Genomic DNA, 24,888 nt, shown 5'->3' with positions numbered 1-24,888 from the left:
GTAAAGAAAATGGCAGATTACAACGTAAGCATGCGCGACCTTCTACAAGCTGGCGCGCACTTTGGTCACCAAACTCGTTTCTGGAATCCAAAGATGCGTCAATACATCTTTGGTGCGCGTAACAAAATTCATATCATCAACCTTGAGCATACAGTTCCTGCGTTAAATGATGCGTTGAACTTTGTTAACAATCTTGCTAGCAAAAAGAACAAAGTATTGTTCGTTGGTACTAAACGTGCTGCATCTAACATCATCCGTGAACAAGCGCAACGTGCTGGTCAGCCGTATGTTGATCACCGTTGGTTAGGTGGTATGTTGACGAACTGGAAAACTCTTCGTCAATCAATTAACCGTTTGAAAGACCTTCAAACTCAATCTCAAGACGGTACTTTCCTTAAGCTTACTAAACGTGAAGCTTTAGAGCGTACTCGCGAGATGGAAAAACTTGAACGTGCTTTAGGCGGCGTTAAAAACATGGGTGGTTTACCTGACGCATTATTCGTAATTGACGTTGACCACGAATCAATCGCGATTAAAGAAGCTAAAAATCTTGGTATTCCTGTAATTGGTATCGTTGATACAAACTCTAACCCAGACAACGTAGATTACGTTATTCCTGGTAATGACGATGCAATTCGTGCGGTTACACTTTACGCGGCTTCTATGGCTGATGCGATCATTGCTGGTAAAGAGTACGCTCAATCACAAGCAAATGCTCAAGCTAAAGTTGAAGAAGCTGCTAAAGAAGCTCCAGAGGCTTAATGCGTTTTGACGCAGGCTTGTCATTTTTGCGACATGTAATCGTGGCAAATTAAGCGTCAAGAAAGCAAAACGGTCCAGAGAACACTTTGGGCCGTTTTTGTTAAAAAAAGATTTATTATTTTCTACCTTATTTAGGAGATTAACATGACTGCAATTACTGCAAGCATGGTTAAAGAATTACGTGACCGTACTGGTCTTGCGATGATGGAATGTAAAAAAGCTTTGACTGAAGCGGATGGTGATATCGAGTTAGCGATTGATAACCTACGTAAATCTGGTCAAGCAAAAGCTGCTAAAAAAGCAGGTAACATTGCAGCTGATGGTGCGATCACAATTGCTCAAGAAGGCAATAAAGCAATTCTTTTAGAAGTAAACTGTCAAACTGACTTTGTTGCTAAAGATGAAAACTTTGCAAACTTCTCTAAAAGTGTTGCTGTTGCTGCTCTTGCTGCTGGCGAAACTGATGCTGCGAAAATTGCAGAACTTAAACTTGAAGATGGCGCAACTGTTGAAGAAGCACGTATTGCACTTGTTCAAAAAATTGGCGAAAATATTCAGGTTCGTCGTGCTGCAATTGTTGAAGGTGAAAACCTTGCAGTTTACAGACACGGTTTAAAAATCGGTGTTGTTGTATCTTACACTGGTGAAGCTGAAACTGGTAAAGGCGTTGCAATGCACGTTGCTGCGTTCAACCCAGTTGCAGTAACTGCTGAAGCTGTTCCTGCTGAGCTTGTTGCTAAAGAGAAAGAAATTGCTGAAGCAAAAGCAATCGAATCTGGCAAACCAGCAAACATCGTTGAGAAAATGGTAACTGGTTCAGTTGAAAAATACTTGAACGAAGTTGTACTTGAGCGTCAAATGTATGTTATCGACAACGACAAAAAAGTTGCTGAAGTCTTGAAAGCGACTGGTACTGTTATTGCTCAATTCACTCGCTTTGAAGTGGGTGAAGGTATTGAGAAAAAAGCTGAACTTTCTTTCGCTGAAGAAGTTGCTGCTGCTCAAGCTGCTGCTAAATAATTTTAGCGCCGCAAAAAAGCCCCTTTTGGGGCTTTTTTTTATGCCTGCATTAAGCAATAAAAATGCGTGTTAAAGCATAATTTCTAGGTGATGTGATATAAATTTCAGAAATTCAAATATGGAAAAACCAATCAAAAAAATACAATTAAAAGGCATAAAAAATCAATGCTATTTATTTGCGCTTAAAATCGCATATTTCGATGATTTAAAAAATTAAGCTAGGATTGTAGGCAATAGAAGCTTTTTGCTGTAAAAAACGCAAAATAAGGCGAAATAAGAGATAAGTAAGTGAGGGGTTGGACATAAATAGTCCGATAGCTGCAAAATAGCCCGATTTTGCCGATAAAAAAAGCCACATGATTGTGGCTTTGAATGTCAAAAACAGTGAGGAGATATTTTTTAAGAATTTGGACCGTCTACACGCTCAATGCTAACTCGTGCTGTACCAGAATTTGTAACACCAATTTGTTTTGCTGCAGCATAAGATAAATCAAGAACTCGGTTGCCGTGGAAAGGGCCACGATCGTTAACTTTAACCACAACACTACGACCATTATCTTTGTTGGTCACACGGATATAGCAGTTCAGTGGTAGGCTGCGGTGAGCAGCAGTCATTGCATTCATATCGAAAGTATCACCATTGGCAGTTTTACGACCATGGAATTGGCGACCATACCAAGAGGCAATACCTGTTTGAGTGAATTTACGTACGGTGTTTGAAGCAACATTGTTTAAACGATCAATCACAGAAGGTTCATCTTCTGGTACTTCAACTTTTGCTGCCAGAGTTTGGCGGCGGATTTTATCGCCAGAACGTTCAGTAATTGAAAGACCGTTTAAGTTAGGGTGATAAATTGCTTTTGTAGAATCTTTATTGATGACGCGGGCTGCGAGGCTAGAGCTGTCATTGTCATTATTTAAAGACGATGACTGTACCATGTCAGCATGCGTTTGCGTCAGCGATACGCAAAATGTAATAGCGAGCAGTGATTTCACTGGAAAGCGCATAAATATTATCTCCTTAAGTTAAGGCATTGTTATCTTCAAGTAATTACTTGAAAATCAATACAACCTGCCTAAAACTTGATGTGTTCAACTGTATTCGACGCTAGGGATAATATTCATGTGACCAGTAAGGTGTCTAGTGTTGGGTGGCGAAAAATTACAAAAACAGTGGAAATGCTACATTATGCGGTTAAAAAATAAACAGAATTGTAACATTTGATTAATATTAGCCAAATTTAAGGCATTTTTATCAAAAAAATACTTGACTATTTTAATTTGCAATATTTTGTTGCTATCTATTCATGATTTCTGTACCCAATTGCCACACCGCTGTTGCATACATTCGGCTTTTGTTATAGGTCGTAATGACCTGAAAATTGGGATAGGTAATATAGTAGATTGCAGCATTATAATCTTGCAATTGAATGACATTAACGAGCTCTAAATCATCAATTTTTATGAGCGGATTCAATGGCGCGATATTTTGTTGTTTTAATGCACCGTAAGGGGTAGGGTGAGTTAAATCTTTGGCAATCACTACATCTGGTGTGCTGCCTGTATAGCGTGCTTGAAAACCAATCGGCTGGTCACGTTGCCAACCTTGCTGAGCAAGATAATTGGCGATTGAGCCAATGGCATCAGAAGGCGAGTTACGTAGGTCAATATGCCCGTTACCATCGTAATCGACGCCATACTTACCAATGTTACTTGGCATAAATTGCGGATAGCCAATTGCACCTGCATATGAGCCTGTAATGCTGGTAATTGAATAGCCTTCTTTATATGTCCATGCAATCAGGGAACCTAGTTCATTCGTAAAGTAATCGGCACGACGTGGATAACCAAAGGCAAGGGTAGCTAAAGCGTCACGTGTGATGATTGTACCTTTGTTATTGCCAAAACCTGTTTCCACGCCCAAAATTCCCAAAATAACGGTTTTTGGTACACCAAATTGTTGTTCAGCGCGGTTGAGAACATCTGAATATTGATCGCGAAAGCGTACCCCACGTTGAATAGTGCCTTCAGTCATGAACATTTCGCGGTAGGCATACCATGGTTTGCTCTCGCCAGGACTCTCCATGATTTTTAAGATATTCGGGCGATTTTGTGCACCTAACATGGCACGATCGATTTGTTCGGCACTTAAACCGTATTGCTGCATGGTTTTAAGTTTGAAGTTTTCATAATTGGTATTGTTAATAAAATCATTTGCCTGACAAAATGAAGTAGAAAATACTGCTGTAGTTGCAATTGCAAGAAACTGACAAATTTTATGTAATTTTTGTTGCCACATAATGTGAATCCGAGTTAACGATGAGTATGAATCGACATGACAATGCCAAAAGCTGTCATTAAAGTAATAATTGCGGTGCCGCCATAACTCATAAATGGTAAAGGCACGCCCACTACAGGTAAAATACCACTGACCATGCCTGCATTTACAAAGACATATATAAAAAACGACAATCCGTAAGCACCTGCAAGTAAGCGACCATAATTGTGGAAGCACTGCATCCCAATTTGGAATGTGCGGCAGATAATCGCAAAATACAATAAAACCAAAATGATCACGCCAATTAAGCCAAATTCTTCTGAATATGCGGCAATAATAAAGTCGGTATGACCTTCAGGTAAAAAGTGCAAATGTGATTGCGTGCCTTGCAGAAAACCTTTACCCGAAAAACCACCCGAACCAATCGCAGTTTTCGACTGAATAATGTTCCAGCCTGTGCCGAGCGCATCAGCTTCTGGGTTGAGCAAGGTCAGTACCCGTTGACGTTGGTAGTCATGCAATAAGAACTCCCACGCAACAGGAATAAATATCCCAGCTCCTACAAATGCGGCAGCAATAATTTTCCAGGATAAACCACTGAGGAATAAAACAAAAACACCACTACCTAGAACTAAGAGTGAGGTACCTAAGTCGGGCTGTTCAGCAATCAGTACAAAAGGAATGACAATCAATACTAAGGTGATAATGACCGTTTTAATATTAGGAGGTAATGCTTGACGAGTCAGAAACCATGCAGCCATCATCGGCATACCCAGTTTCATAAATTCACTTGGCTGCACACTGCCAATTCCTGGAATATCAATCCAGCGCTGGGCACCCATACGCACTTCACCGACGACCTTCACCGCAGCCAAGCAAAGCACACCAAATAAGTAAAAATAGGGGGAAAAAGATTGAAACACTTTGGGTGGAATCTGTGCTATGCCGAGCATTACCAGAAAACCTAAACCAAAACTCAATGCTTGCTTGCTAACCATACCGATATCTTGGGCAGAAGCACTATATAAAACAGTGAGTCCAAGCAGGGCATTAAGAATTAGAAATGAGCATAGCCAAGGGTCGATATGTAACCTTTGCCAGCGTGAAGGCTGCATGGCTGTACTTAAGCCATCACGGGGTGCTTGACGTAAAAATTTGTACTGTGGACTTGGTGCCATAATGGATTAAAAACGAGTAATAAGCAGCAAGTGCGAATGCTAACATATTGGCCTTTTTAGGCAATCTCTTTGCACATTTAGCAATAAAAAAACCTAGCCTAAGCTAGGTTTTCGATAGCTGAACAGTCAGCTTAGTGGAAAAATAAACCATTATGATATTCAGCGAGTGCTTTGAGCTCATGTTTATTTAAATGTGGGATAATTTTATCAATTGCAATATGAACAGCTTTAATGACAGCAGCACAGCCCAAATCTGAGGCTTTGCGTTTAATCATGCCTAAATCGAGGGTGTGATTAAAGTCATGCATATAATGTCGTACAGTCGCTTCGGCAAACATTTTGTAGCTTTCTGCGAATGCATGCAAATTAATTTTTTCACCTGCCTGAATTTGTGCAAACTGATGCTTTAGTGTGGTCACCAAGCTATCATCAAGTGCTTCACCTAAACGCCATTGTCCTTGCGGGTCTTTAAACAAGCTCTGCTCTGAAAAAGCAATAGATTGACGAACAACATCATTTGGTGCTTTGTTAAGCAACTGTTTTGACAATAAAAAGTGCACACTGGATTTGACAAAATGTGCCAGTTTTTCAGTTGTTTCACGTTTATCTGTTTCAGGGAAATGGTGAATTAGATTTGTAACAATCGCATCAATAATTTCATCATTGACCTGTAAGGCAATTTCATCACGCAACGGATATAGCGGCTCTTTAGAATCTTTTTGTGCAATTGCCGTTTGAATTTTGTTCAATAAACTTTCAGATGGAATAAAACCAAAAAAAGCCATGGTTAAACCTCGAAACTCAAATAACTGTCTATCTATTGTCTAGCAAGACGGACTGGTGCTTGTGGTAACCATGCTTCAGTAGAAACACGGCACGGGTTGATATCTAGTCCACCACGACGAGTATAGGCAGCGTAGACCATGAGTTGTCCTGGTTTGAGTGTTTTCCAGATATCAGCATAAATTTGCTCGACACATTGTTCATGAAAACCATTGTGTTGGCGATAAGAAAGAATATACGCAAGTAAACTCTTTGGACAGATTTGTTCACCGCGATAACGAATAAAAATAGTGCCCCAGTCAGGTTGACCTGTCACAGGGCAGTTGCTGCGCAGCAAATTGGAATAATACTGTTCTTCAATCATTAGGCCAGAACCTGTATGTTCCAATAAACTGGCATCAGGTTGTCCAGATAAACGCTCAGGTACAAGCTGATCCAAACATTGACCTTCAGGTTGTGACACTGCCAAGTGATTTGCATCAATCAATGTGAGTTGCACAGGTGCTTCAGCCGCTTTTGACAAGTCTTGCTGTACCGTTGTAATGAGCTGTTCTTTCGATGAAAAACGCATAAAGTTGAGACTGTTAAAATACAACTTCAGCGATTTTGATTCAATTAAGTTTGGTGATGTCGCAGGCAGGCGTAATCGTCCAATTGCAACTTGAGGAATGTCTTGTGCATTTAGCCAAGACAGTTCAAATACATGCCACCAGTCGCAGCCTTGCTGAATGCCTGCGACATTTGCATAGCTCTCGCGAGAGAGACTTCGAGAAATTGGAAATAAAATCTCAGGTTGATATGTGGTTGGGTAAAGGGTGTCTTTACCCAATAAAGATTTTTCTACACTCATTCACGAATTCCTGAACCGCGGGCTAATAAATAATAGGCAATTGCATAAAAAGCTAGACAGAATCCACTAATTGCTGCAAGCGAAATACTGACACTGACATCACTATGCCCCAAAATGCCATAACGGAAAGCATTGACCATATAGACAATGGGGTTAATCAATGAAAGCGTTTGCCAAAATGGGCTTAATGCGCTAATCGCATAGAATACACCACCTAAATAAGTCAGTGGAGTCAGCACAAAGGTTGGAACAATCGAAATATCATCAAATGAACGGGCATAAATTGCATTAATGAAGCCTGCGATCGAAAACAGCAAGCTGGTCACCACAACGGTGTAAATCGTAATAAATAAGTTATGAATGTGTAAGTCTGTAAAAAACAGGCTGACCACAGTGACAATTAAGCCCACCAAAACGCCACGGCACACACCACCAATTACATAACCCCATAGGACTAAATAAAGTGGTACAGGGCTCATGATTAACTCTTCAATACTTTTTTGGAATTTGGCACTAAAGAAGCTTGAGCAGACATTGGCATAGCTGTTGGTAATCACTGCCATCATGATTAGGCCAGGCACAATAAACTGCATGTAGGTGAAACCACCCATGTGTCCGATACGAGAGCCGACCAAATTACCAAAAATCACAAAATACAGACTCATGGTAATGGCAGGTGGAAGTAGGGTTTGCGCCCAAATGCGCATAAAGCGGCGAATTTCTTTACGAACCAGTGTCCATAAGGCAACTTGCAGTTGAGTGAAGTTCATTCAGATGCCTCCTGTAAGTTTTTCTCGACCATTTTGACAAATAACTCTTCAAGGCGGTTCGTTTTGTTACGCATGCTGCGTACCTGAACGCCCAAATTTTCAAATAACTGAAAAATTTCATTTAAAGCATGTGATTTGTCCATCGTGACTTCTAAAGTCAGACTATCAACTAGATGGAAGCGGATGCCAATAAAGTCGAGTTTAATCGGTTCAATTGGCGCTGCCAGATCAAAAATGAAGGTTTCTTCATTGAGCTGGCTTAAGAACGCTTTCATGCTGGTATCTTCTTTAATGACACCATGATCAATAATCGCAATGCGACGACACAGCATTTCAGCTTCTTCTAAATAATGTGTGGTCAGAATAATGGATGTGCCTTGTTCATTCATTTCAGTGAGAAAATCCCACATTGAACGGCGCAGTTCAATATCGACCCCTGCGGTTGGTTCATCTAAAATCAGGAGTTTGGGTTCATGCATCATGGCGCGGGCGATCATTAAACGGCGTTTCATACCACCAGACAGCATGCGGCCTTGCAAATTTCGTTTTTCCCAAAGCCCGAGTTTTTCTAAATAAAGCTCAGCACGTTCTTCGGCGATTTTCTTGGGAATACCGTAATAACCTGCCTGAGTGACTAAAATATCAAAGGTTTTCTCGAATTGACCGAAGTTAAATTCTTGTGGAACGACACCTAGACACTGCTTGGCTTTAGAGGCATCCGTATCGAGGTTATGTCCGAAAATTTCGACTTGTCCCGATGTTTTACGGGTTAGCGAGCTAATAATGCTAATAGTTGTCGACTTTCCTGCACCATTTGGTCCGAGCAGCGCATAAAATTCGCCCTCAGGGACAACTAAATTGATGCCTTTTAAGGCCTGGAAGCCATTTTTATAGGTTTTCGATAACTCTTTCAGCATTAATGCATCAGTCATGAATTTCTCACATATTAATAGACGAGTATATTGTGAGCGATCTAGTTGGATAAACCAAGTAATCTAAATGCAATTCTTCGTTGCATAGATAAAACTGTTTAAAGGATAAGCAGTAAATAAACCAGACGACCATTCTTTGCTTTACCTTATGATTTTTTTTGTTATGATGGGCGACTTAAAAGCGCTCATAGCTCAACTGGATAGAGTACAGGTCTCCGAAGCCTGTGGCGTGGGTTCGAGTCCCGCTGAGCGCACCATCTTCTTGTTTATCTCTTTCTACTTTTTTATTTCCTTTTCTTGTTTTTACGCTGATTATTTTCTATCTGAACACAGTATTTGCATTTATTTTTCATAAAAACCATTTTTTGATAATAAATTTTTCATAAATTGTGTAATAAATCAGTAAATTTTGATAAAAATTTTTCTCATGACTCGTGTATAAATATCAATATCATCCAAATTGCCCACAAACTGGGAATTCTAAGGATCTGTTGAGTTTTTTAGTTTTAGCCATCATTCCGCGCAAGACTCAATGACAGGGCATTTTTGCCGTAACTTGGTGATATTCTGTTCATTTAGAAAAACTGAGCTCTGCAAAACATACTTTGTATCAGCTTAAAACACCACAGTTGCAAGTATCTGTGAAATATCAACAGACCCTAGTATGATATATCGGTAGCTTTACTGATCAAGTACTCTATAGGTGAGTATTCTTTCGCCAGAATGAATCCTGAGATGATTCATTTCAAGCACAATTTCATTGGAAACAATAACATGCCTGACTATCGTTCAAAAACATCGACACATGGAAGAAATATGGCTGGCGCACGCGGTTTATGGCGTGCAACAGGAATGAAAGATGAAGATTTTGGAAAACCTATTATTGCCGTGGTCAACTCTTTCACCCAATTCGTGCCAGGTCATGTACATCTGAAAGACCTTGGTCAACTGGTTGCTGAACAAATTCAGGCATCAGGTGGCGTGGCTAAAGAGTTTAACACCATTGCGGTCGATGACGGGATTGCGATGGGACATGATGGAATGTTGTATTCATTGCCATCACGTGACCTGATTGCTGACTCAGTGGAATACATGGTCAATGCGCACTGTGCCGATGCGATGGTTTGTATTTCAAACTGCGACAAAATTACCCCAGGAATGTTGATGGCATCAATGCGTTTGAACATTCCAGTTGTATTTGTGTCTGGTGGGCCAATGGAAGCGGGTAAAGTCAAATTCCGTGGTAATGAAAAAGCCATTGACCTTGTCGATGCCATGATTGTTGCCGCTGACGATAGTTATACCGATGAGGAAGTACAAGCATTTGAACGTTCAGCATGTCCAACATGTGGTTCATGTTCAGGTATGTTTACCGCCAACTCAATGAACTGTTTGACTGAGGCTTTAGGTTTGTCTTTACCTGGTAATGGTTCAATTGTTGCAACACATGCAAACCGTAAAAAACTGTTTGAACGCGCAGGAAAATTGATTGTTGAATTGGCAAAACGCCACTATGAACAAGATGACTACAGCATTTTACCTCGCTCAATTGCAACCAAGGCAGCATTTGAAAATGCCATGACTTTAGATATTGCTATGGGTGGTTCAACCAATACAGTATTGCACTTATTGGCTGCTGCAAATGAAGCAGAAGTTGATTTCACCATGGATGATATTGACCGTCTGTCTCGTAAAGTGCCTGTACTTTGTAAAGTTGCGCCAGCGAAACAGGATGTTCACATGGAAGATGTGCACCGTGCGGGTGGCATTATGGCAATTTTAGGTGAGCTTGATCGTGCGGGTTTGTTAACGACATCGGTAAGTACTGTACATGAACCAACGTTAAAAGATGCGCTGGACAAGTGGGACATTATCCGCACTGAAAACCCAGAAGTTTACGAATTCTATCGTTCATCACCAGGTGGCGTACCAACTCAGGTGGCATTCTCACAAAACCGTTATTATGCAACTTTAGATGGCAACCGTGAAACAGGTGTGATTCGTAATCTGGAACATGCGTTCTCTAAAGATGGCGGCTTGGCAGTTCTTTACGGCAACATCGCATTGGATGGCTGTATCGTCAAAACTGCAGGTGTAGATGAGTCGATCTTGAAATTCACAGGTACGGCACGCGTATTTGAAAGCCAAGATGCTGCGGTTGAGGCAATTTTGGGTGGTAATATCAAAGCGGGTGATGTGGTTGTGATTCGCTACGAAGGCCCGCGTGGTGGTCCAGGTATGCAAGAAATGTTGTATCCAACCAGTTACTTAAAATCGAAAGGCTTGGGTAAAGACTGTGCCTTGATTACCGATGGTCGTTTCTCTGGTGGTTCTTCAGGTTTATCGATTGGTCATGTTTCACCAGAAGCTGCTGAAGGTGGTGCGATTGGTTTGGTTGAAGATGGTGATACTATTCAGATCGATATTCCAAATCGTACGATTCATTTGAATGTAGATGACGCAACTTTGGCACATCGTCATACTGCGCAAGAAGCAAAAGGCTGGCATCCAAAAGAAGAGCGTAAACGTAAAGTGTCTAAAGCACTTAAAGTCTATGCTCAGCATACAACCAGTGCTGCAAAAGGCGCAGTTCGCGTTCTATAACTTATGTAAGTAAAAAAACTTCTTGATGAAGTCATGCCAGTCAGTCAATGGATTGACTGGCATTTTTTTATTTAAGATGAATGTATGGTGGCGTGAAACGTCACTTGTCATTGGTTGAAGAGAAATACTGTGAAAAAGCGCTGTTTTGATAATTTAAATTGAGTGTAGTGAAAGTTTTGACTCATATTTAAAACACTTTCACTAATCAATATTATTTTATGAAAGATTTTTTAATGGTCTGTTGCTCATTTTGAGATTTTTGATACAAGAAAATACCATTTCTTCCTGAATTTTTGACTTTATATAAAGCTTGATCTGCTTTACGTAACCAGTCAGTGGTTGAATACGCATCTTTAACTGAAGCAATCCCGATGCTGATGCTGACACGACATAAGTCATGATTGGTGAGTCGCAAAGCTGTGATTTTTTCTAAAATTTGTTGAGCTAATTCGAGTACATCATCTTCTCTATAATTGATCGAAATGATTGCAAGTTCATCTCCTCCAAAACGAGCAGGGGTGTCCGATGTTTGTAAGGTTTGCCGTAATATATTGGAAATTTCAAGTAAAATATAATCGCCAATTTCATGCCCGTAGTTGTCATTAATTTGTTTAAAATGATCAACATCCAGTAGCATTAAATAGGCGGAAGATTGTTCACGCTGGGTTTGAACAAAAGTACTGGCAAGACGTTGTTCAAACAGTCGTCGATTGGGGATATACAAGCGAGGGTCCATCATGGCGATACGTTCAAATTCACGATTGCGTTGGCTTAAACGTACCGATAAATGCCTGGAGATGACACTTAGACTCACCATATAAATAGTTGCCAACGGTAGACTGAGCCATACTGTTCGTTGGCTAAACTCAAAATGTATGCGATAACCGAGTAAAGCCCAAATCACAAAAAAAGCAAGAAAGAGGGCGATTAAAGCCGATTTTAAAAGTTTCCAACCACCAGCAGCATAACGGTCAGCAATCAGTACCGAAAAAATCAGCAAAGAGGGAAGTGGGCTAATTCCCATAATCGCAATCCAGACACCTCCAAGGGCGCTGTCAATAATTAAACAATTGCTTTCTGCTTTGACGGGATCATACGCTTGCATGCTAAACAGACAAGCAACTGTTGGCCAGACAAAAGCATTGATTGTCAGCAAAGCGAAATAAAACAGATGGTAATGCATGTCCCACATCACAGAAGCAATCGCCATAAAGCACAGGCTTGTACCGAGTTGGCGCATCATAAAAATTCGCCAGACAAATCTTTGACTGCGAGCTTTTAATGCTGCTTCATCAGGAATGATATAAGACATAATCAATGCCTAGGAATGATTATTATTGGATTAATATAGCAAATTTTAATCGGTTATAGCGAAAGAAAAGTAAATTTATAAAAATAAAATCCTATAATTGTTTGAGCTTCTATGCGTTTGTAAAGCTTATGACTTTTCCCAGTCAATGTGTGATGAGTATATGCGAGATCAGAGTATTGATATCTATAAAGGATTGCTGATTTTTTTGGTGGTCTTTGGGCACTTTCTGGAACGGTTGTTAGGCTGGCAAGATACCCTGACGAAAATCTTTTTACAAAACATTTATGTATTACACATGCCTGCCTTTGTATTTATTTCGGGTTATTTGTTTAAAGATCAGAAAATTTCCCAAAAATTGCAATATTTCTTGTCATTACTAATTCCATTTCAGTTTCTTTATGTGCTTGCCGATGGATATTATTCGGGGCAAATCAGCAGCAAATGGCTATGGCAGCCATATTGGTTGTTGTGGTATCTCTGGGCAATGCTGGTTTGGGTGCTACTGACACGTTGGCTCAAGGCAACAGGTTATCCTGTGTTATGCAGTCTGATTTTGGCATTACTGGTCGGTTTATCTCCAATCAATAACTATCTATTTTCAATTGGTCGGATCTTTAATTTTTTGCCTTTTTTTATGTTGGGACATATTTATGGTAAAGCGTGGCTAGATATTTTACGCCGCTTACCATTTACTTACGGGATTGCGGTAATCACCATTGTGGGATTACTAGGTTTAACGCAATTGCATCCGCTTAAATCTTACTGGTTATATGGCAGTCTAAGTTACGCACAAATGCATATTGCGCCGTTACAGGGAATGCTGATACGCAGTCAATATTTAATCATGTCATGCTGTGCAGTGTTTGCTTGGGCAATGCTCGTGCGAAAATTTCCCCAATTTTTATCTCAGCTTGGGCAGGCATCATTACCTATTTATTTGTGGCATGGGTTGATTGTGCTGTGGTTGAGTCATATATGGCATGTTGCCGTGACGCCGTCTATTCAACTACTCGTTGCATTTTGCGCTAGTATTTTGACTTGTTGGGTTTGTATGCTGCCCATTTTTCAGCGCAGCATACAGATGTTATCGAATGCTTTTTTATGGTTATTTACCAAGATTATTCCGAAAAAAACGGAAATTTAAAAACCTGATTTTTCAAGCGCAGTTCGCAAATAAGGGTCAAGTTCATCTTGTTTGAGTAGCCAGTTGGCATAGTCTGAAGGTAAATCTTTGATTGCCGTGCCTTTATGCTTGCCAAAATTAATCATTTTAGGAATACGGGCATCTTCAGAAGCGAGATAGAGTTCTTCAACAGTTTGTATGCCAAGACTGGCAATAATATGCATCAAAATATTGGCAGTCAAAATAATATCTGCATCGGCACGGTGCGCGCCTTTAAGCAGTTCACGGGCTTTTTCACTACCACGACTGATTTGGTAAATGAGTGCAGAAATGTTGTGTGCTTCCGCATCTGCCCAGACTTGGCGTGCCAGTGCTAGTGTGCAAATCGGTTTTAAATGCGATACATCGATGCCACAACGGGCGATGGCTTGTACGTCATAATCGATATTATGCCCAATAATATAAGTTGTTTCGCTTGGCAACTGAAAAGTCGTGTAGATTGGCTGATCGGCAATATCCGATTCTAAAATATGATGTACCGCCATAGCCGCATAAGAAATGGGTTCGCCAACCGAATACAATTGATCGAAAATCTTGCTTTTATCTAAGCTGAGTTTACCTTGCTGGATTTCAATCGGTGCATAAGCAATTTCAATCGGTAAGCCGTTGAGCGTATGGGTTTCAGTATCAAGAATAATAGTATGCATAGCCATCACAGGAGTTTTTTGTGCAATGTAACATTGCTTGAGAGTAACTACAAATTAGTGTGATGGTCGTTGCTGTAACAGCATTTCTAGGTCTTGCTGTAAAGCTTCACTTGAGATCAGGGCTTTATAGGTATACACGGGAATACCATCTTCATAATCCATGGCTTTAAAGCTTTGTGTACCATCTCGGTATTCAAAAATGGCAAGTGGCATTTTGTCCTGATCCAAAATAAAAAAGCGCTGCTGTTTAATTGAAACTTCATAATTGAAAAAAGTCTGTTTCAATAAACGTAAAAAAGCTGCCTGATGCGTTGAGAGCTGATTGAGATCACGAATGCGGTCACTGTCAGAGCGATGCTGACTTTTAGAATATAGGCGCTGTACGTGACTGCGCTGAGGTGATTGGTTTTGAATGGCTGGTTGTTGTGGTGTAGATTGTTTTTGTCCACGAATATAATAGCCTAAGCAAAAACCTATAATAAAACAAATCAATATCAACATTTTAAAATTATTTTAAAAATCTAAAGTTTGTTATGTTCTAAAATTCTACAACCGAATTCAAGCGATTTAAAATCAAGGCTTAAATTGAGCGATTTTTATTGCAAGCTGAGTAAACTTCATGCCGAAAAACATGAAACTTCGTGCTAGAATAGGCTTCGATTTTAGCACGGCTTAAAAGCCCTAATTGATAGGACCCTCGCTAATGTTTGCCAACATCTCTATTTCTGAATTTGATCCAGATTTAGCAAAAGCAATTGCTTCTGAAGGTGAGCGCCAAGAAGCTCACATTGAGTTGATTGCCTCTGAAAACTACTGTTCTCCAGCGGTTATGGAAGCTCAAGGAAGTAAGTTAACCAATAAATATGCAGAAGGCTATCCAGGCAAACGCTACTACGGCGGTTGTGAATATGTTGATGTCATTGAGCAAATGGCGATTGACCGTGCTAAAGAATTATTTGGTGCTGACTACGCAAACGTACAGCCACATGCTGGTTCTCAAGCAAACTCTGCAGTTTATTTAGCATTACTTAACCCAGGCGATACAGTTTTGGGTATGAGCTTGGCTCACGGTGGTCACTTGACTCACGGTGCAAAAGTTAGCTTCTCTGGTAAAACTTATAACGCAGTTCAGTATGGTTTAAATACTGAAACTGGCGAAATTGACTATGAAGAAGTTGAACGTCTAGCTGTAGAACATAAACCACGTATGATCGTTGCAGGTTTCTCTGCATACAGCCGTATCGTAGATTGGCAGCGTTTCCGTGACATCGCAGACAAAGTAGGTGCTTACCTATTTGTTGACATGGCACACGTTGCAGGTCTAGTTGCTGCTGGTGTTTATCCAAGCCCAGTACAAATCGCGGATGTAACCACTACAACGACTCACAAAACACTTCGTGGTCCACGTTCTGGTTTGATTCTTGCGAAAGCAAACGAAGAAATCGAGAAAAAACTACAATCAGCTGTATTCCCTGGTAACCAAGGTGGTCCATTGATGCATGCTGTTGCAGCAAAAGCAATCTGCTTCAAAGAAGCAATGTCTGACGAGTTTAAAGCTTATCAGCAACAGGTTGTGATTAATGCTCAAGCAATGGCTGAAGTACTGATTGCTCGCGGTTATGATATCGTTTCTGGCGGCACAAACAACCACTTGTTCTTATTGTCACTGATTAAACAAGACGTGACTGGTAAAGAAGCTGATGCATGGTTAGGTGCAGCGCACATCACTGTGAACAAAAACTCTGTGCCAAACGATCCACGTTCTCCGTTTGTAACTTCAGGTATCCGTATTGGTACACCTGCGGTAACAACACGTGGTTTCGGTGAAGCTGAAGTACGTGATCTTGCAAACTGGATCGCAGACATCTTGGACAGCAAAGGTGACGAAAGTGTGATCGCTGCTGTTAAAGACAAAGTTGCAGAAGTTTGTGCAAAATTCCCAGTTTACGCAAAATAATCCTTTTGTATAACTGAAAAAAAGCCTCCTGAATTATTGGGAGGCTTTTTTATTTTAAGAAAGCTTAAAACGATAAAAATTGAATTAAATACAATATGTATTTATAAATAAGTTTTCTTTTCTTGATTGCTGTGGTGTTGCCGTATCATTTTAATACTCTCTATCAATTGCAGGGGATATCTGATGAGGCTTTCAGATCTTGGGTAAAATTTTTAGTATCTTACTCGTCCGCAATCGCAATTATGGTGTGACTCTCTGTTTATTACTATTTTCGGTGACAATGCTAGTGAGTTTGAGTTTTTATGTAAATCTGTCGATTGTTCAATATGGCTATATGAACTACGACTATCGTTACTTTATCTGATTGCAAATTGTATGTTGGAAAAGTTGACTGAGACTTATGATTCAAAGCAATTGAGTGATTGAGTGCAGAACAAGTTTTTAATTATTTAATCTATAAAAACGATCGTATGAATAAAAATATACTATTTTGCCAATTAATAAACTTGAGTTACTATAACTCCAAGTTAAAAAATTCGCTCTATTTGGAGAAATACGATGTTAGATCAAAATATTAAAGCACAATTGAAAGCATACTTAGAACGCTTGGAAAGTCCGATTGAATTGGTTGCTGCACTTGATGACTCAGAAAAAGCTGAACAAGTAAAAGAACTGGTGACTGAAATTGCAGAATTGTCTGATCAAGTCACTGCACGTTTTGATGGTGAAAATGCGCGCCGTCCAAGTTTTGGTATTGCCAAAGCAGGTGAACAACCTCGCGTATTTTTTGCAGGTTTACCAATGGGGCATGAGTTTACGTCATTGATCTTGGCATTGTTACAAGTTTCAGGTTATGCACCAAAAATTTCAGATGAGTTATTGGCGCAAATTAAAGGCTTAAATTTAAAAGCAAATTTTGACGTATTTGTTTCTCTAAGCTGCCATAACTGCCCAGATGTCGTTCAAGCACTGAATCTGATTGCGATTTATAATCCAAATGCCACAACCACCATGATTGATGGCGGTTTTTTCCAAGATGAAGTGGAACAACGTAAAATCATGGCTGTACCGATGGTGTTCCAAGATGAGCAACATATTGGTCAAGGTCGCATGACGCTTGAAGAAATTGTGGCACAACTTGATCAAAACTCGGCAGAAAAGGATGCCGCAGCGATCAATGCCAAAGATGCTTTTGATGTCTTGGTGATTGGTGGTGGACCTGCAGGGGCAACCTCTGCGATTTATGCTGCGCGTAAAGGCATTAAAACTGGGATTGTCGCAGAGCGTTTTGGTGGACAGGTGATGGACACTATGGACATTGAAAACTTTACCTCAGTACAAAAAACCCAAGGACCAAAATTCGCAGCCGATATGGAAGCACATGTGCGTGAGTACAATGTCGACATCATGAATTTACAGCGTGTGAAACACATTACAGGTGCAGATCAAACGAGTAATGGTTTAGTCGCAGTTGAACTGGAAAATGGCGCGAAACTTGAGTCTAAAACTGTAATTCTATCTACAGGTGCACGCTGGAGAGAAATGAATGTTCCAGGTGAAGCTGAATACCGTACCCGTGGCGTTGCGTACTGTCCGCACTGTGATGGCCCTTTGTTTAAAGGTAAACGTGTTGCGGTGATTGGTGGAGGGAACTCAGGTGTTGAAGCTGCGATTGACTTGGCAGGGATTGTTGAGCATGTGACTTTGATTGAGTTTGGTGACACTTTACGTGCAGACCAAGTCTTGCAAAACAAATTGAACAGCTTAAATAATACGGTTGTGATTAAAAGTGCGCAAACCACTGAAGTATTGGGTGATGGTTCTCAAGTCACTGGTTTGAAATATCAAGACCGCTCTACAGGTGAAGAACATGTGGTGGAACTTGCAGGGATCTTTGTACAAATTGGCTTATTGCCAAATACCGACTTCTTAAAAGAAAGTGCAGTTGAGTTGTCGAACCGTGGGGAAATTGTGGTGAATGATCGCAATGAAACCAACGTCAAAGGGGTATTTGCAGCAGGCGACTGTACTACAGTGCCATACAAACAGATCATCATTGCCACAGGTGAAGGCGCGAAAGCATCACTCTCAGCATTTGACTATATTATCCGTTCAGGACAATAAGTTGGATTGAAAACTAAGGTTGATCTAGCGAGGCTTCTTTCATAAGTTACTTTTATTTCTCTTGCGCTGCATTGAAATATATTTCAATTTTGCTCAGGGAGGAAAATAAAGAAAGTGTATGTAATGATGAAAGCAGCCTGTTAATTAGGTCAAAAAAAGAGTGACAAGATTGTCGCTCTTTTTTGGTTGTTTTACACAATATTGAGTGTTTTAAACTTCTGCATCAATTGTGCTTGATCTTCAACATGGGCAGGGTCAGGCTCAATACAATTGATTGGGCAAACTGCCATACAAGTCGGAGCTTCATAAAAACCGACACATTCCGTACAACGCTGTGGGTCAATTTCATAAACCTTCTTGCCTTCAAAAATTGCGGTATTTGGGCATTCGGGCAAGCACATATCACAGTTAATACATTCGTTGGTAATCAACAATGCCATAGTTTAACCTGCTGAATAGGCTAGAGAAGCTGCCTGAATATTGCCTGTGGCATCTGGCAAGTTGCGAACCAGCAAGGCAAATTCAACATCAATGCTGGCATCAAATGGAATTTCCACCACATGCCCCGAACCTTTGGCATTATCAATGGCATTGCCTTTTAGGTCACGCATTTCAGTTAGTGTAAAAGTGATATTGCCTTTCGGTGTCATAAGCTCAAGTGAATCACCGACAAGGAAACGATTTTTCACTTCAATACGAATATAGTCACCATTGCGTTCAAGCACTTCGCCACAGAACTGTTGATAATCAAAGTGTGATGAACCATCTTCATAGTTTTGGTATTCGCTATGCACATGACGGCGCAAGAAACCTTCTGTATAACCACGATTTGCTAAGCCTTCGAGTTGTGTCATCAGGCTTGGGTCAAATGGGCGACCCGCCAAAGCATCATCAATGGCTTTACGGTAAATTTGAGCAGTTCGTGCACAGTAAAAATAAGACTTGGTACGACCTTCAATTTTTAATGAAGCAATGCCCATGTGTGTCAAACGATCAACATGCTGCACGGCGCGTAAATCTTTTGAGTTCATGAAGTAAGTGCCATGCTCATCTTCTTCTGCAGCAAACATGTCTTCATCATTACGCTGAATCAGCACAGGTTCAGCAAATTGATGTTGATCATTTTCACTCGAACAGCAGGCTTTTTTCTCTTCAACTTGAGTGACAGGAATCACGTCGCCAGTGGCATCTTCTTGTGTTTCGTGGATTTTATATTCCCAACGACAAGCATTGGTGCATGCGCCTTGATTGGCATCACGTTTATTCATATAGCCAGACAGCAAACAACGCCCTGAGTAGGCCATACACAATGCACCATGTACGAAAACTTCCAGTTCGATTTCTGGAACATGCTGTTGAATTTCTTCAATTTCGTCAACTGATAGTTCGCGCGATAAAATCACTCGGGTCAAACCATAGTCTTTCCAGAATTTAACGGTTGCCCAGTTAATGGCATTGGCCTGTACAGACAAATGTATCGGCATATGTGGAAAATGCTCACGGACCATCATGATTAGACCTGGGTCAGACATGATCAGGGCATCGGGTTGCATCGCTACTACAGGCTCAAGATCGCGAATAAAGTTTTTCAGTTTGCTGTTGTGTGGCTGAATATTCACGACCACATAGAATTTTTTACCCAATGCATGAGCTTCATTAATGCCGATTTGTAAGTTGTCATGATCAAAGGCATTGTTACGTACACGTAAGCTATAACGCGGTTGACCGGCATAAACTGCATCTGCACCATAGGCAAATGCATAGCGCATGTTTTTGAGCGAACCAGCAGGTGAGAGAAGTTCTGTTTTCATGGTAAACACAGTAAAAGCTTAGAAAAAATAGGGGAATAGTTTAGTGATTCTCTGAGTAGCGCTCAACCCAGTATTTTAGTCGGAATTATGAAGCAATCAGACATAAAAAAACCACATCAAAAGATGTGGTTTTTTGCAATCTGCAGATGAATTAGTCGTGTTTTGGCGCTGGTTTTTTGTTGTCGTGGTGAGTGACTTTATGTACGACGTTTTTAGTACCATGCCCAACTTTATGCACAACGTGTTTGGTGCCATGACCTATTTTGCGCGCGACGTTTTTAGTTCCATGTCCAACTTCACGGGCAACATGTTTGGTTTCATGCCCAACGGTATGTGCTGCATGTTCAGTTTTTTGTACAACTTTATGTGTTGTTGATTCAGATTTTTGAGGGTGCTGTTGCACAGGTTCAGCCATTGCAGTACCTGTAAATGCAGTTGCAGCGAAGCCAAAGATTAAAGCAGCAGTTAAATTTTTCATTTCGGGATCAACCTTGTTTTTTCATTAGGTGGTGGATTTCACACTGACATTATCTCTAAGAGTTGTGGATATTGTATGGAGCTAAGTTGCTATGATGTATGGAGAAATATGATATATGGCAGGAAAATGGTTAATTCTTTTATCATTAAAGCAAATTTTAAGAAATGCTGTCACATTTTCTTCATCAAGCCATAATATTGCAACGATAAAAATTGTAAAGCTTACAGCGTTGCATGAACTTATGACAGTGTCCTATTTTCTTTATTGTTTATGTTTCAGGCAAATCGTAAAGTGGCATCATAATATTGTGTTATTCGAATTTAGGTAATTCACATGTCTACAACAATTCAAACTCGGCAGCCTGTATTTTTTGTTTCTCATGGCGGTGGGCCTTGGCCGTGGATGCCAGATCATCTGGAAACTATTTATGCCAATCTCGCGCAGTCATTAGGCGCGTTACTGTCGAGCCTGCCGCAAAAGCCCAAAGCCATTTTAATGGTTTCGGCACATTGGGAAGAGCGAGACTTTACCGTACAGGCAACGCCTGAGCCAGGCATGATTTATGACTATGGTGGGTTTCCTGAGCATACTTATCATATTCACTATCGTTCTGCAGGTTGCCCTGAACTGGCACAGCGTGTCAGTGAGTTGCTGGTACAAGCGGATATTCCTGTACAGCAAACCACAACTCGCGGCTATGATCATGGTATGTTTTCACCAATGCAAGTGATTAATCCCGCCGCAGATATTCCCGTGGTGCAGTTATCCTTGAAAAAGGGGCTAGACCCTGCAACACATATTCAAATGGGGCAGGCGTTAGCACCGTTACGTGATGAAAATGTGCTGATTATTGGCAGTGGCTTGAGCTACCATAACTTGCGTATGTTTAATGTACACGCAAGTGAGCCTTCAAAAGCTTTTGATCAATGGTTATATTCAACTGTTGTTGAGCATACAGGAACAGAGCGTAATCAGTTGTTGACCCAGTGGGAACAAGCTCCTGCAGCACGTATTGCCCATCCACGAGAAGAACATTTATTGCCGTTAATGGTCAGTGTCGGTGCAGCACAGCAAGAGAGTGCCGTTCGAACCTATCATGAAACCCAGTTTGTGGGTGGGCTGTGGGTGTCGAATTTTGCCTTTGGCGAGTTAAAGCATTCATAAGTTTACGATGGCTAAAGACCGAGGTTATGCGCCTCGGTTTTTTATGTGCTCATGAGTTTTTAGTCTTAGTCGAAACGGTAAATATCCATTCCCAAAGCACCCATTGAAAAACTACTATGCACAATGGTAAAGCGATGCCCCAAACCCATGGCAAAAAATAGTGGTGCAAGATGTTCAAGGCTTGGGTGGTTTTGCTGGATATAAGGAATAGTTTGCCAATCTAGAACTGCTTCATAGTTTTGATGGCTGAGCTTTTGCACGACATAGTTGCGAAATTCTGATGCCCATACAGGAATTTCTGCCTGTGTATTATGCCAAGACAATTCCGCCAAGTTATGAGTAATGCTGCCTGAGCCGATCAGTAAAATTTGTTGCTGACGCAGTTCTTTTAAAGTTTGCCCAATCTTAAAAATCTCTTCGACGCTATAACCCATCGGTAAAGAAATTTCGATTACAGGAATATCTGCTTCAGGATATAAATGCAATAACGGCATCCAAACTCCATGATCACGAGGGCGGGTACTATTGGCATGGGCGTGTAAATCTGCTTCTGCCAATAAATGCAGAATTTGTTCGGCAAGTTCTGGTTGTCCGGGCGCAGGATAACGAATCTGATATAAGGCTTGAGGAAAGCCACGAAAGTCATGCCATGTTTCAGGGCGCACAGCACTACTGACTTCAAGTGCCTGACTTTCCCAGTGTGCGGACATCACCACAATCGCTTTGGGGCGAGGCAGATTTAGACCTAAACGCTGTAATGCTGGGCCAACCTGTTCAGGATCGAGTGCCAGCAGGGGAGAACCATGAGAAATAAATAACCCAGGTAAAGTTTGAAGATGCATAAGGTTCACCTGAATTTGAACTGTTGCATCATGCTTTAAGCACGATGATACGGATGATTATGGTTAATGCTCATAGCACGGTAAAGTTGCTCAATCAACATGACCCGAACCAGAGGATGCGGCAGTGTCAGTTTAGACAAAGACCAGTGCCACTTGGCTACCTGACGCACAGCATCACTTAAACCATCTGGCCCACCAATGGCTAAAGCAATATCCTGACCCTCTAGCATCCATTGCTGCATAGTCTCTGCCAGCTTCTCGGTACTCAGTTCCCGACCACCGACTTCCAGTGCAATCAAGGTTTCATTGGGTTTGAGCGCATTTAAAATACTTTCACCTTCAGTTTGGCAGTATTTCAAGATATCGGCATCTGAGTCATTTTTCCCACGTTTTGCCATTGGTAATTCAACAAATTGGGTTTGGACAAACGGCTGAATCCGCTTTAAATAGTCATCTACACCAGTCAATACCCAAGCAGGCATTTTCTGTCCAATGGTTAAAATGCGAATCTTCATCGTGACAATCTTTGAGAAAAAAACAATTATAACCTGAGCGAAGATAAACAAAGCAAGGCTTTGTCTGAGTGCAAGGCGAAAGCTGTGCTTGAGTGGTAAGAAGATAAACAAAGCAAGGCTTTGTCTTGAGAAGCGATTAAAGCTTCGCAAGAAGGCGAAAGCTATGCTTGAGTGGTAAACAAAGTAAAGTTTTGCCTTGCAACAAACATTGAAACAGTTGAAATATTCTAAAAGCGATATTCAGGCTATGTGTGCTTTATGGAATAGGAGGGGGCAGTTTCAATCGACCAAAATCACAGTGTCTCTGTTCAAAATCATCCTGCAAATTACAGAAGTCACACAATAAAGTGAATCTTTTAAAAAAATAGATTAATCTGAAATAGAATATGTAAAACTTATTACATAAAAAAATGACTTCCTACATCATCAAACTATATTTACGGGCTAACTTATTTCTTAAGCAGGATGCATCTTCTTCAAAGTCTTATGATAAAATTGAGTCGGTGTAAATCCTTAATATCTTCGGTCAGGTCTTGGCTTGATGATGAAAAAAGAGGTAAATAGCGATGTTGAAGAAAATTATAACCACTATGTTAGTGGTTTCGACAGTAGCCACCAGTAGCTTAGCAATGGCAGAACCTTGGCATGATCGTGATGGAGATCGTCATGGTTATGATCATCGAGGGGATTATCGAGATCACCGAGATTACCGTGGCGGACCAGGTTGGGAGCATCATCATGAAGATTGGGATGATCACCGAGGTCGCTGGTCACGTGGAGACCGCTTACCCCCTCGTTACCGTGGCGATTATGTAGACTGGCGTGAGCATCACTTGCCATATCCACCACGTGGGCATCGTTGGGTACGTGTGAATGGCGATTACTTATTGATTGCAATTGCCACAGGTGTCATAGCTCAGGCGATTTTCTCACGTTAATAACCTTTCTGTATTTGACTCAAAACTGCTTCCTTCGAAGCAGTTTTTTTATGCGGATTTACCGAAAATTACGCATAAAATCAAAAAATTAAAATTTGCTTAAATCGCTAAAATTGTAGTAATTAAGCATGGAAAATCAGACAAAGCATTGCACAAAGCTGCACAGACCTACACGGTTTCTCTTAAATATTGACGTACAGTAGCGAAAAGCGTAACGCCGTACATCAGTTTAAATGTATGCGTGAAAGTATCAATATTTTGCTCTAGTGGTATCTGGATGCAAAATGACAGGAGAAAGAAATGCGTAAGTCAAAATGGATTGCGGTCGTCTTGGCATTCAGCACCAGTCTTGCATCGGGTCTAACTTTGGCGGATCCGTGGGATCATGATGATCGACCGTCAGAATATTATGGGCATGATCATTATCGTCATTGGGATGATCGACCATCAGAATATTACGAGCATCATCATTATCATCATTGGGATGAGCCACAACCACGTTATTGGCATGAAGGGCAATATATTCCACGTGATTATATGGATGGCCGCTATTATGTAGACTGGCATGAGCGGCGTTTGCCACCGCCTCCATATGGTCATCGTTGGATGCAGATTGATGGAGATTTTGTGTTGGTTGCTGTGGCATCGAGTGTGATTACTCAAATTTTACTCGGGTCACATTTTCATTAAAACATTCAATCCATTGATGAAAAATTGAATATTTTAGACAATAAAAAACC

General features: G+C 40.8%; 24 protein-coding genes and 1 tRNA gene. 10 read left to right on the top strand and 15 right to left on the bottom strand.

Features of this window, described 5'->3' with window-relative positions; all coding sequences use genetic code 11:
* Positions 1-9: 9 nt before the first annotated feature.
* Both rpsB and tsf read left to right on the top strand, forming a co-directional pair.
* On the top strand, positions 10-762 hold the full coding sequence (gene rpsB, locus E0H77_RS01385; RefSeq protein ID WP_131313785.1) for a 30S ribosomal protein S2: 753 nt from the start codon (positions 10-12) through the stop codon (positions 760-762).
* 144 nt (positions 763-906) lie between these two features.
* Positions 907-1,782, top strand: a complete 876-nt coding sequence (tsf, locus tag E0H77_RS01380; RefSeq protein WP_131313784.1) for a translation elongation factor Ts — start codon at positions 907-909, stop codon at positions 1,780-1,782.
* A gap of 399 nt (positions 1,783-2,181) precedes the next feature.
* Here the strand turns inward: tsf and E0H77_RS01375 are convergent, their stop codons facing one another.
* From E0H77_RS01375 to E0H77_RS01345, 7 genes are all read right to left on the bottom strand, one after another.
* Positions 2,182-2,790 carry a septal ring lytic transglycosylase RlpA family protein gene (locus tag E0H77_RS01375; RefSeq protein ID WP_131374413.1) on the bottom strand — a complete coding sequence of 203 codons (609 nt, stop codon included), beginning with the start codon at positions 2,788-2,790 and terminating at the stop codon, positions 2,182-2,184.
* Between the two features lie 289 nt (positions 2,791-3,079).
* The gene (gene mltB, locus E0H77_RS01370; protein ID WP_131374411.1) at positions 3,080-4,081 is read right to left on the bottom strand and encodes a lytic murein transglycosylase B; all 1,002 of its coding nucleotides are present in this window, start codon (positions 4,079-4,081) and stop codon (positions 3,080-3,082) included.
* A 14-nt stretch (positions 4,082-4,095) separates the two neighbouring features.
* A complete protein-coding gene (rodA, locus tag E0H77_RS01365) occupies positions 4,096-5,238 on the bottom strand; it encodes a rod shape-determining protein RodA (protein ID WP_131374409.1) in 1,143 nt (380 codons plus the stop codon).
* 131 nt (positions 5,239-5,369) lie between these two features.
* Positions 5,370-6,023 carry a hypothetical protein gene (locus E0H77_RS01360; protein WP_131374407.1) on the bottom strand — a complete coding sequence of 218 codons (654 nt, stop codon included), beginning with the start codon at positions 6,021-6,023 and terminating at the stop codon, positions 5,370-5,372.
* A 32-nt stretch (positions 6,024-6,055) separates the two neighbouring features.
* Entirely contained in the window at positions 6,056-6,871 is an 816-nt protein-coding gene (gene queF, locus E0H77_RS01355; RefSeq protein WP_131374405.1) for an NADPH-dependent 7-cyano-7-deazaguanine reductase QueF, read from the bottom strand.
* Complete coding sequence (locus E0H77_RS01350; protein ID WP_131374403.1) at positions 6,868-7,641, bottom strand: ABC transporter permease; 774 nt, start codon at positions 7,639-7,641, stop codon at positions 6,868-6,870. The genes queF and E0H77_RS01350 overlap by 4 nt, the downstream gene beginning before the upstream one ends.
* Positions 7,638-8,573, bottom strand: coding sequence for an ABC transporter ATP-binding protein (locus tag E0H77_RS01345; protein WP_131374401.1), 936 nt, complete (start codon positions 8,571-8,573; stop codon positions 7,638-7,640). Before E0H77_RS01345 ends, E0H77_RS01350 begins: the two co-directional genes overlap by 4 nt.
* Positions 8,574-8,754: 181 nt before the next feature.
* Here E0H77_RS01345 and E0H77_RS01340 point away from each other — a divergent pair.
* Positions 8,755-8,830, top strand: a tRNA-Arg gene (locus E0H77_RS01340).
* A gap of 517 nt (positions 8,831-9,347) precedes the next feature.
* On the top strand, positions 9,348-11,177 hold the full coding sequence (ilvD, locus tag E0H77_RS01335; RefSeq protein ID WP_131374399.1) for a dihydroxy-acid dehydratase: 1,830 nt from the start codon (positions 9,348-9,350) through the stop codon (positions 11,175-11,177).
* Positions 11,178-11,388: 211 nt separating this feature from the next.
* On the opposite strand, the gene E0H77_RS01330 is transcribed toward ilvD, so the two are convergent.
* Complete coding sequence (locus E0H77_RS01330; RefSeq protein ID WP_131374397.1) at positions 11,389-12,489, bottom strand: diguanylate cyclase; 1,101 nt, start codon at positions 12,487-12,489, stop codon at positions 11,389-11,391.
* A 160-nt stretch (positions 12,490-12,649) separates the two neighbouring features.
* On the opposite strand from E0H77_RS01330, the gene E0H77_RS01325 reads away from it, so the two are divergent.
* Positions 12,650-13,633 (top strand): acyltransferase family protein, encoded by a 984-nt coding sequence (locus E0H77_RS01325; protein WP_131374395.1) that lies wholly within the window; start codon positions 12,650-12,652, stop codon positions 13,631-13,633.
* Here E0H77_RS01325 and E0H77_RS01320 read toward each other — a convergent pair.
* Together E0H77_RS01320 and E0H77_RS01315 are read right to left on the bottom strand one after the other, a co-directional pair.
* On the bottom strand, positions 13,630-14,319 hold the full coding sequence (locus E0H77_RS01320; RefSeq protein ID WP_131374393.1) for a 3'-5' exonuclease: 690 nt from the start codon (positions 14,317-14,319) through the stop codon (positions 13,630-13,632). The two genes, E0H77_RS01325 and E0H77_RS01320, sit on opposite strands and share 4 nt — an antisense overlap.
* Before the next feature lie 54 nt (positions 14,320-14,373).
* Entirely contained in the window at positions 14,374-14,820 is a 447-nt protein-coding gene (locus E0H77_RS01315; protein ID WP_131374391.1) for a hypothetical protein, read from the bottom strand.
* 202 nt (positions 14,821-15,022) lie between these two features.
* On the opposite strand from E0H77_RS01315, the gene glyA reads away from it, so the two are divergent.
* Both glyA and ahpF read left to right on the top strand, forming a co-directional pair.
* Positions 15,023-16,276: a serine hydroxymethyltransferase gene (glyA, locus tag E0H77_RS01310; RefSeq protein WP_131374388.1), complete on the top strand. Its 1,254-nt coding sequence runs from the start codon at positions 15,023-15,025 to the stop codon at positions 16,274-16,276.
* Between the two features lie 558 nt (positions 16,277-16,834).
* Positions 16,835-18,400 carry an alkyl hydroperoxide reductase subunit F gene (ahpF, locus tag E0H77_RS01305; RefSeq protein WP_131374386.1) on the top strand — a complete coding sequence of 522 codons (1,566 nt, stop codon included), beginning with the start codon at positions 16,835-16,837 and terminating at the stop codon, positions 18,398-18,400.
* Between the two features lie 191 nt (positions 18,401-18,591).
* Here ahpF and E0H77_RS01300 read toward each other — a convergent pair whose 3' ends face one another.
* From E0H77_RS01300 to E0H77_RS01290, 3 genes are all read right to left on the bottom strand, one after another.
* The gene (locus E0H77_RS01300) at positions 18,592-18,840 is read right to left on the bottom strand and encodes a YfhL family 4Fe-4S dicluster ferredoxin (RefSeq protein ID WP_131313386.1); all 249 of its coding nucleotides are present in this window, start codon (positions 18,838-18,840) and stop codon (positions 18,592-18,594) included.
* 3 nt (positions 18,841-18,843) lie between these two features.
* Entirely contained in the window at positions 18,844-20,211 is a 1,368-nt protein-coding gene (gene trhP, locus E0H77_RS01295; protein ID WP_131374384.1) for a prephenate-dependent tRNA uridine(34) hydroxylase TrhP, read from the bottom strand.
* Positions 20,212-20,362: 151 nt separating this feature from the next.
* Positions 20,363-20,689 (bottom strand): hypothetical protein, encoded by a 327-nt coding sequence (locus E0H77_RS01290; RefSeq protein WP_131374382.1) that lies wholly within the window; start codon positions 20,687-20,689, stop codon positions 20,363-20,365.
* 333 nt (positions 20,690-21,022) lie between these two features.
* Here E0H77_RS01290 and E0H77_RS01285 point away from each other — a divergent pair, with 333 nt between their 5' ends.
* Positions 21,023-21,853 (top strand): DODA-type extradiol aromatic ring-opening family dioxygenase, encoded by an 831-nt coding sequence (locus E0H77_RS01285; RefSeq protein ID WP_131374380.1) that lies wholly within the window; start codon positions 21,023-21,025, stop codon positions 21,851-21,853.
* A 65-nt stretch (positions 21,854-21,918) separates the two neighbouring features.
* On the opposite strand, the gene E0H77_RS01280 is transcribed toward E0H77_RS01285, so the two are convergent.
* Both E0H77_RS01280 and rlmH read right to left on the bottom strand, forming a co-directional pair.
* Positions 21,919-22,695 (bottom strand): dioxygenase family protein, encoded by a 777-nt coding sequence (locus tag E0H77_RS01280; RefSeq protein ID WP_131374378.1) that lies wholly within the window; start codon positions 22,693-22,695, stop codon positions 21,919-21,921.
* 35 nt (positions 22,696-22,730) lie between these two features.
* Positions 22,731-23,210 carry a 23S rRNA (pseudouridine(1915)-N(3))-methyltransferase RlmH gene (gene rlmH, locus E0H77_RS01275; RefSeq protein ID WP_131374375.1) on the bottom strand — a complete coding sequence of 160 codons (480 nt, stop codon included), beginning with the start codon at positions 23,208-23,210 and terminating at the stop codon, positions 22,731-22,733.
* A gap of 566 nt (positions 23,211-23,776) precedes the next feature.
* On the opposite strand from rlmH, the gene E0H77_RS01270 reads away from it, so the two are divergent.
* Together E0H77_RS01270 and E0H77_RS01265 are read left to right on the top strand one after the other, a co-directional pair.
* On the top strand, positions 23,777-24,148 hold the full coding sequence (locus E0H77_RS01270) for an RcnB family protein (RefSeq protein ID WP_131374372.1): 372 nt from the start codon (positions 23,777-23,779) through the stop codon (positions 24,146-24,148).
* 300 nt (positions 24,149-24,448) lie between these two features.
* Complete coding sequence (locus tag E0H77_RS01265; protein ID WP_131374370.1) at positions 24,449-24,838, top strand: RcnB family protein; 390 nt, start codon at positions 24,449-24,451, stop codon at positions 24,836-24,838.
* Positions 24,839-24,888 lie beyond the last annotated feature (50 nt).

The organism is Acinetobacter brisouioides (assembly GCF_004331075.1).
Lineage (GTDB): Bacteria > Pseudomonadota > Gammaproteobacteria > Pseudomonadales > Moraxellaceae > Acinetobacter.
The sequence above is the reverse complement of the archived record's forward strand: the minus strand, read 5'-3'. Positions and strand labels throughout refer to the sequence as shown.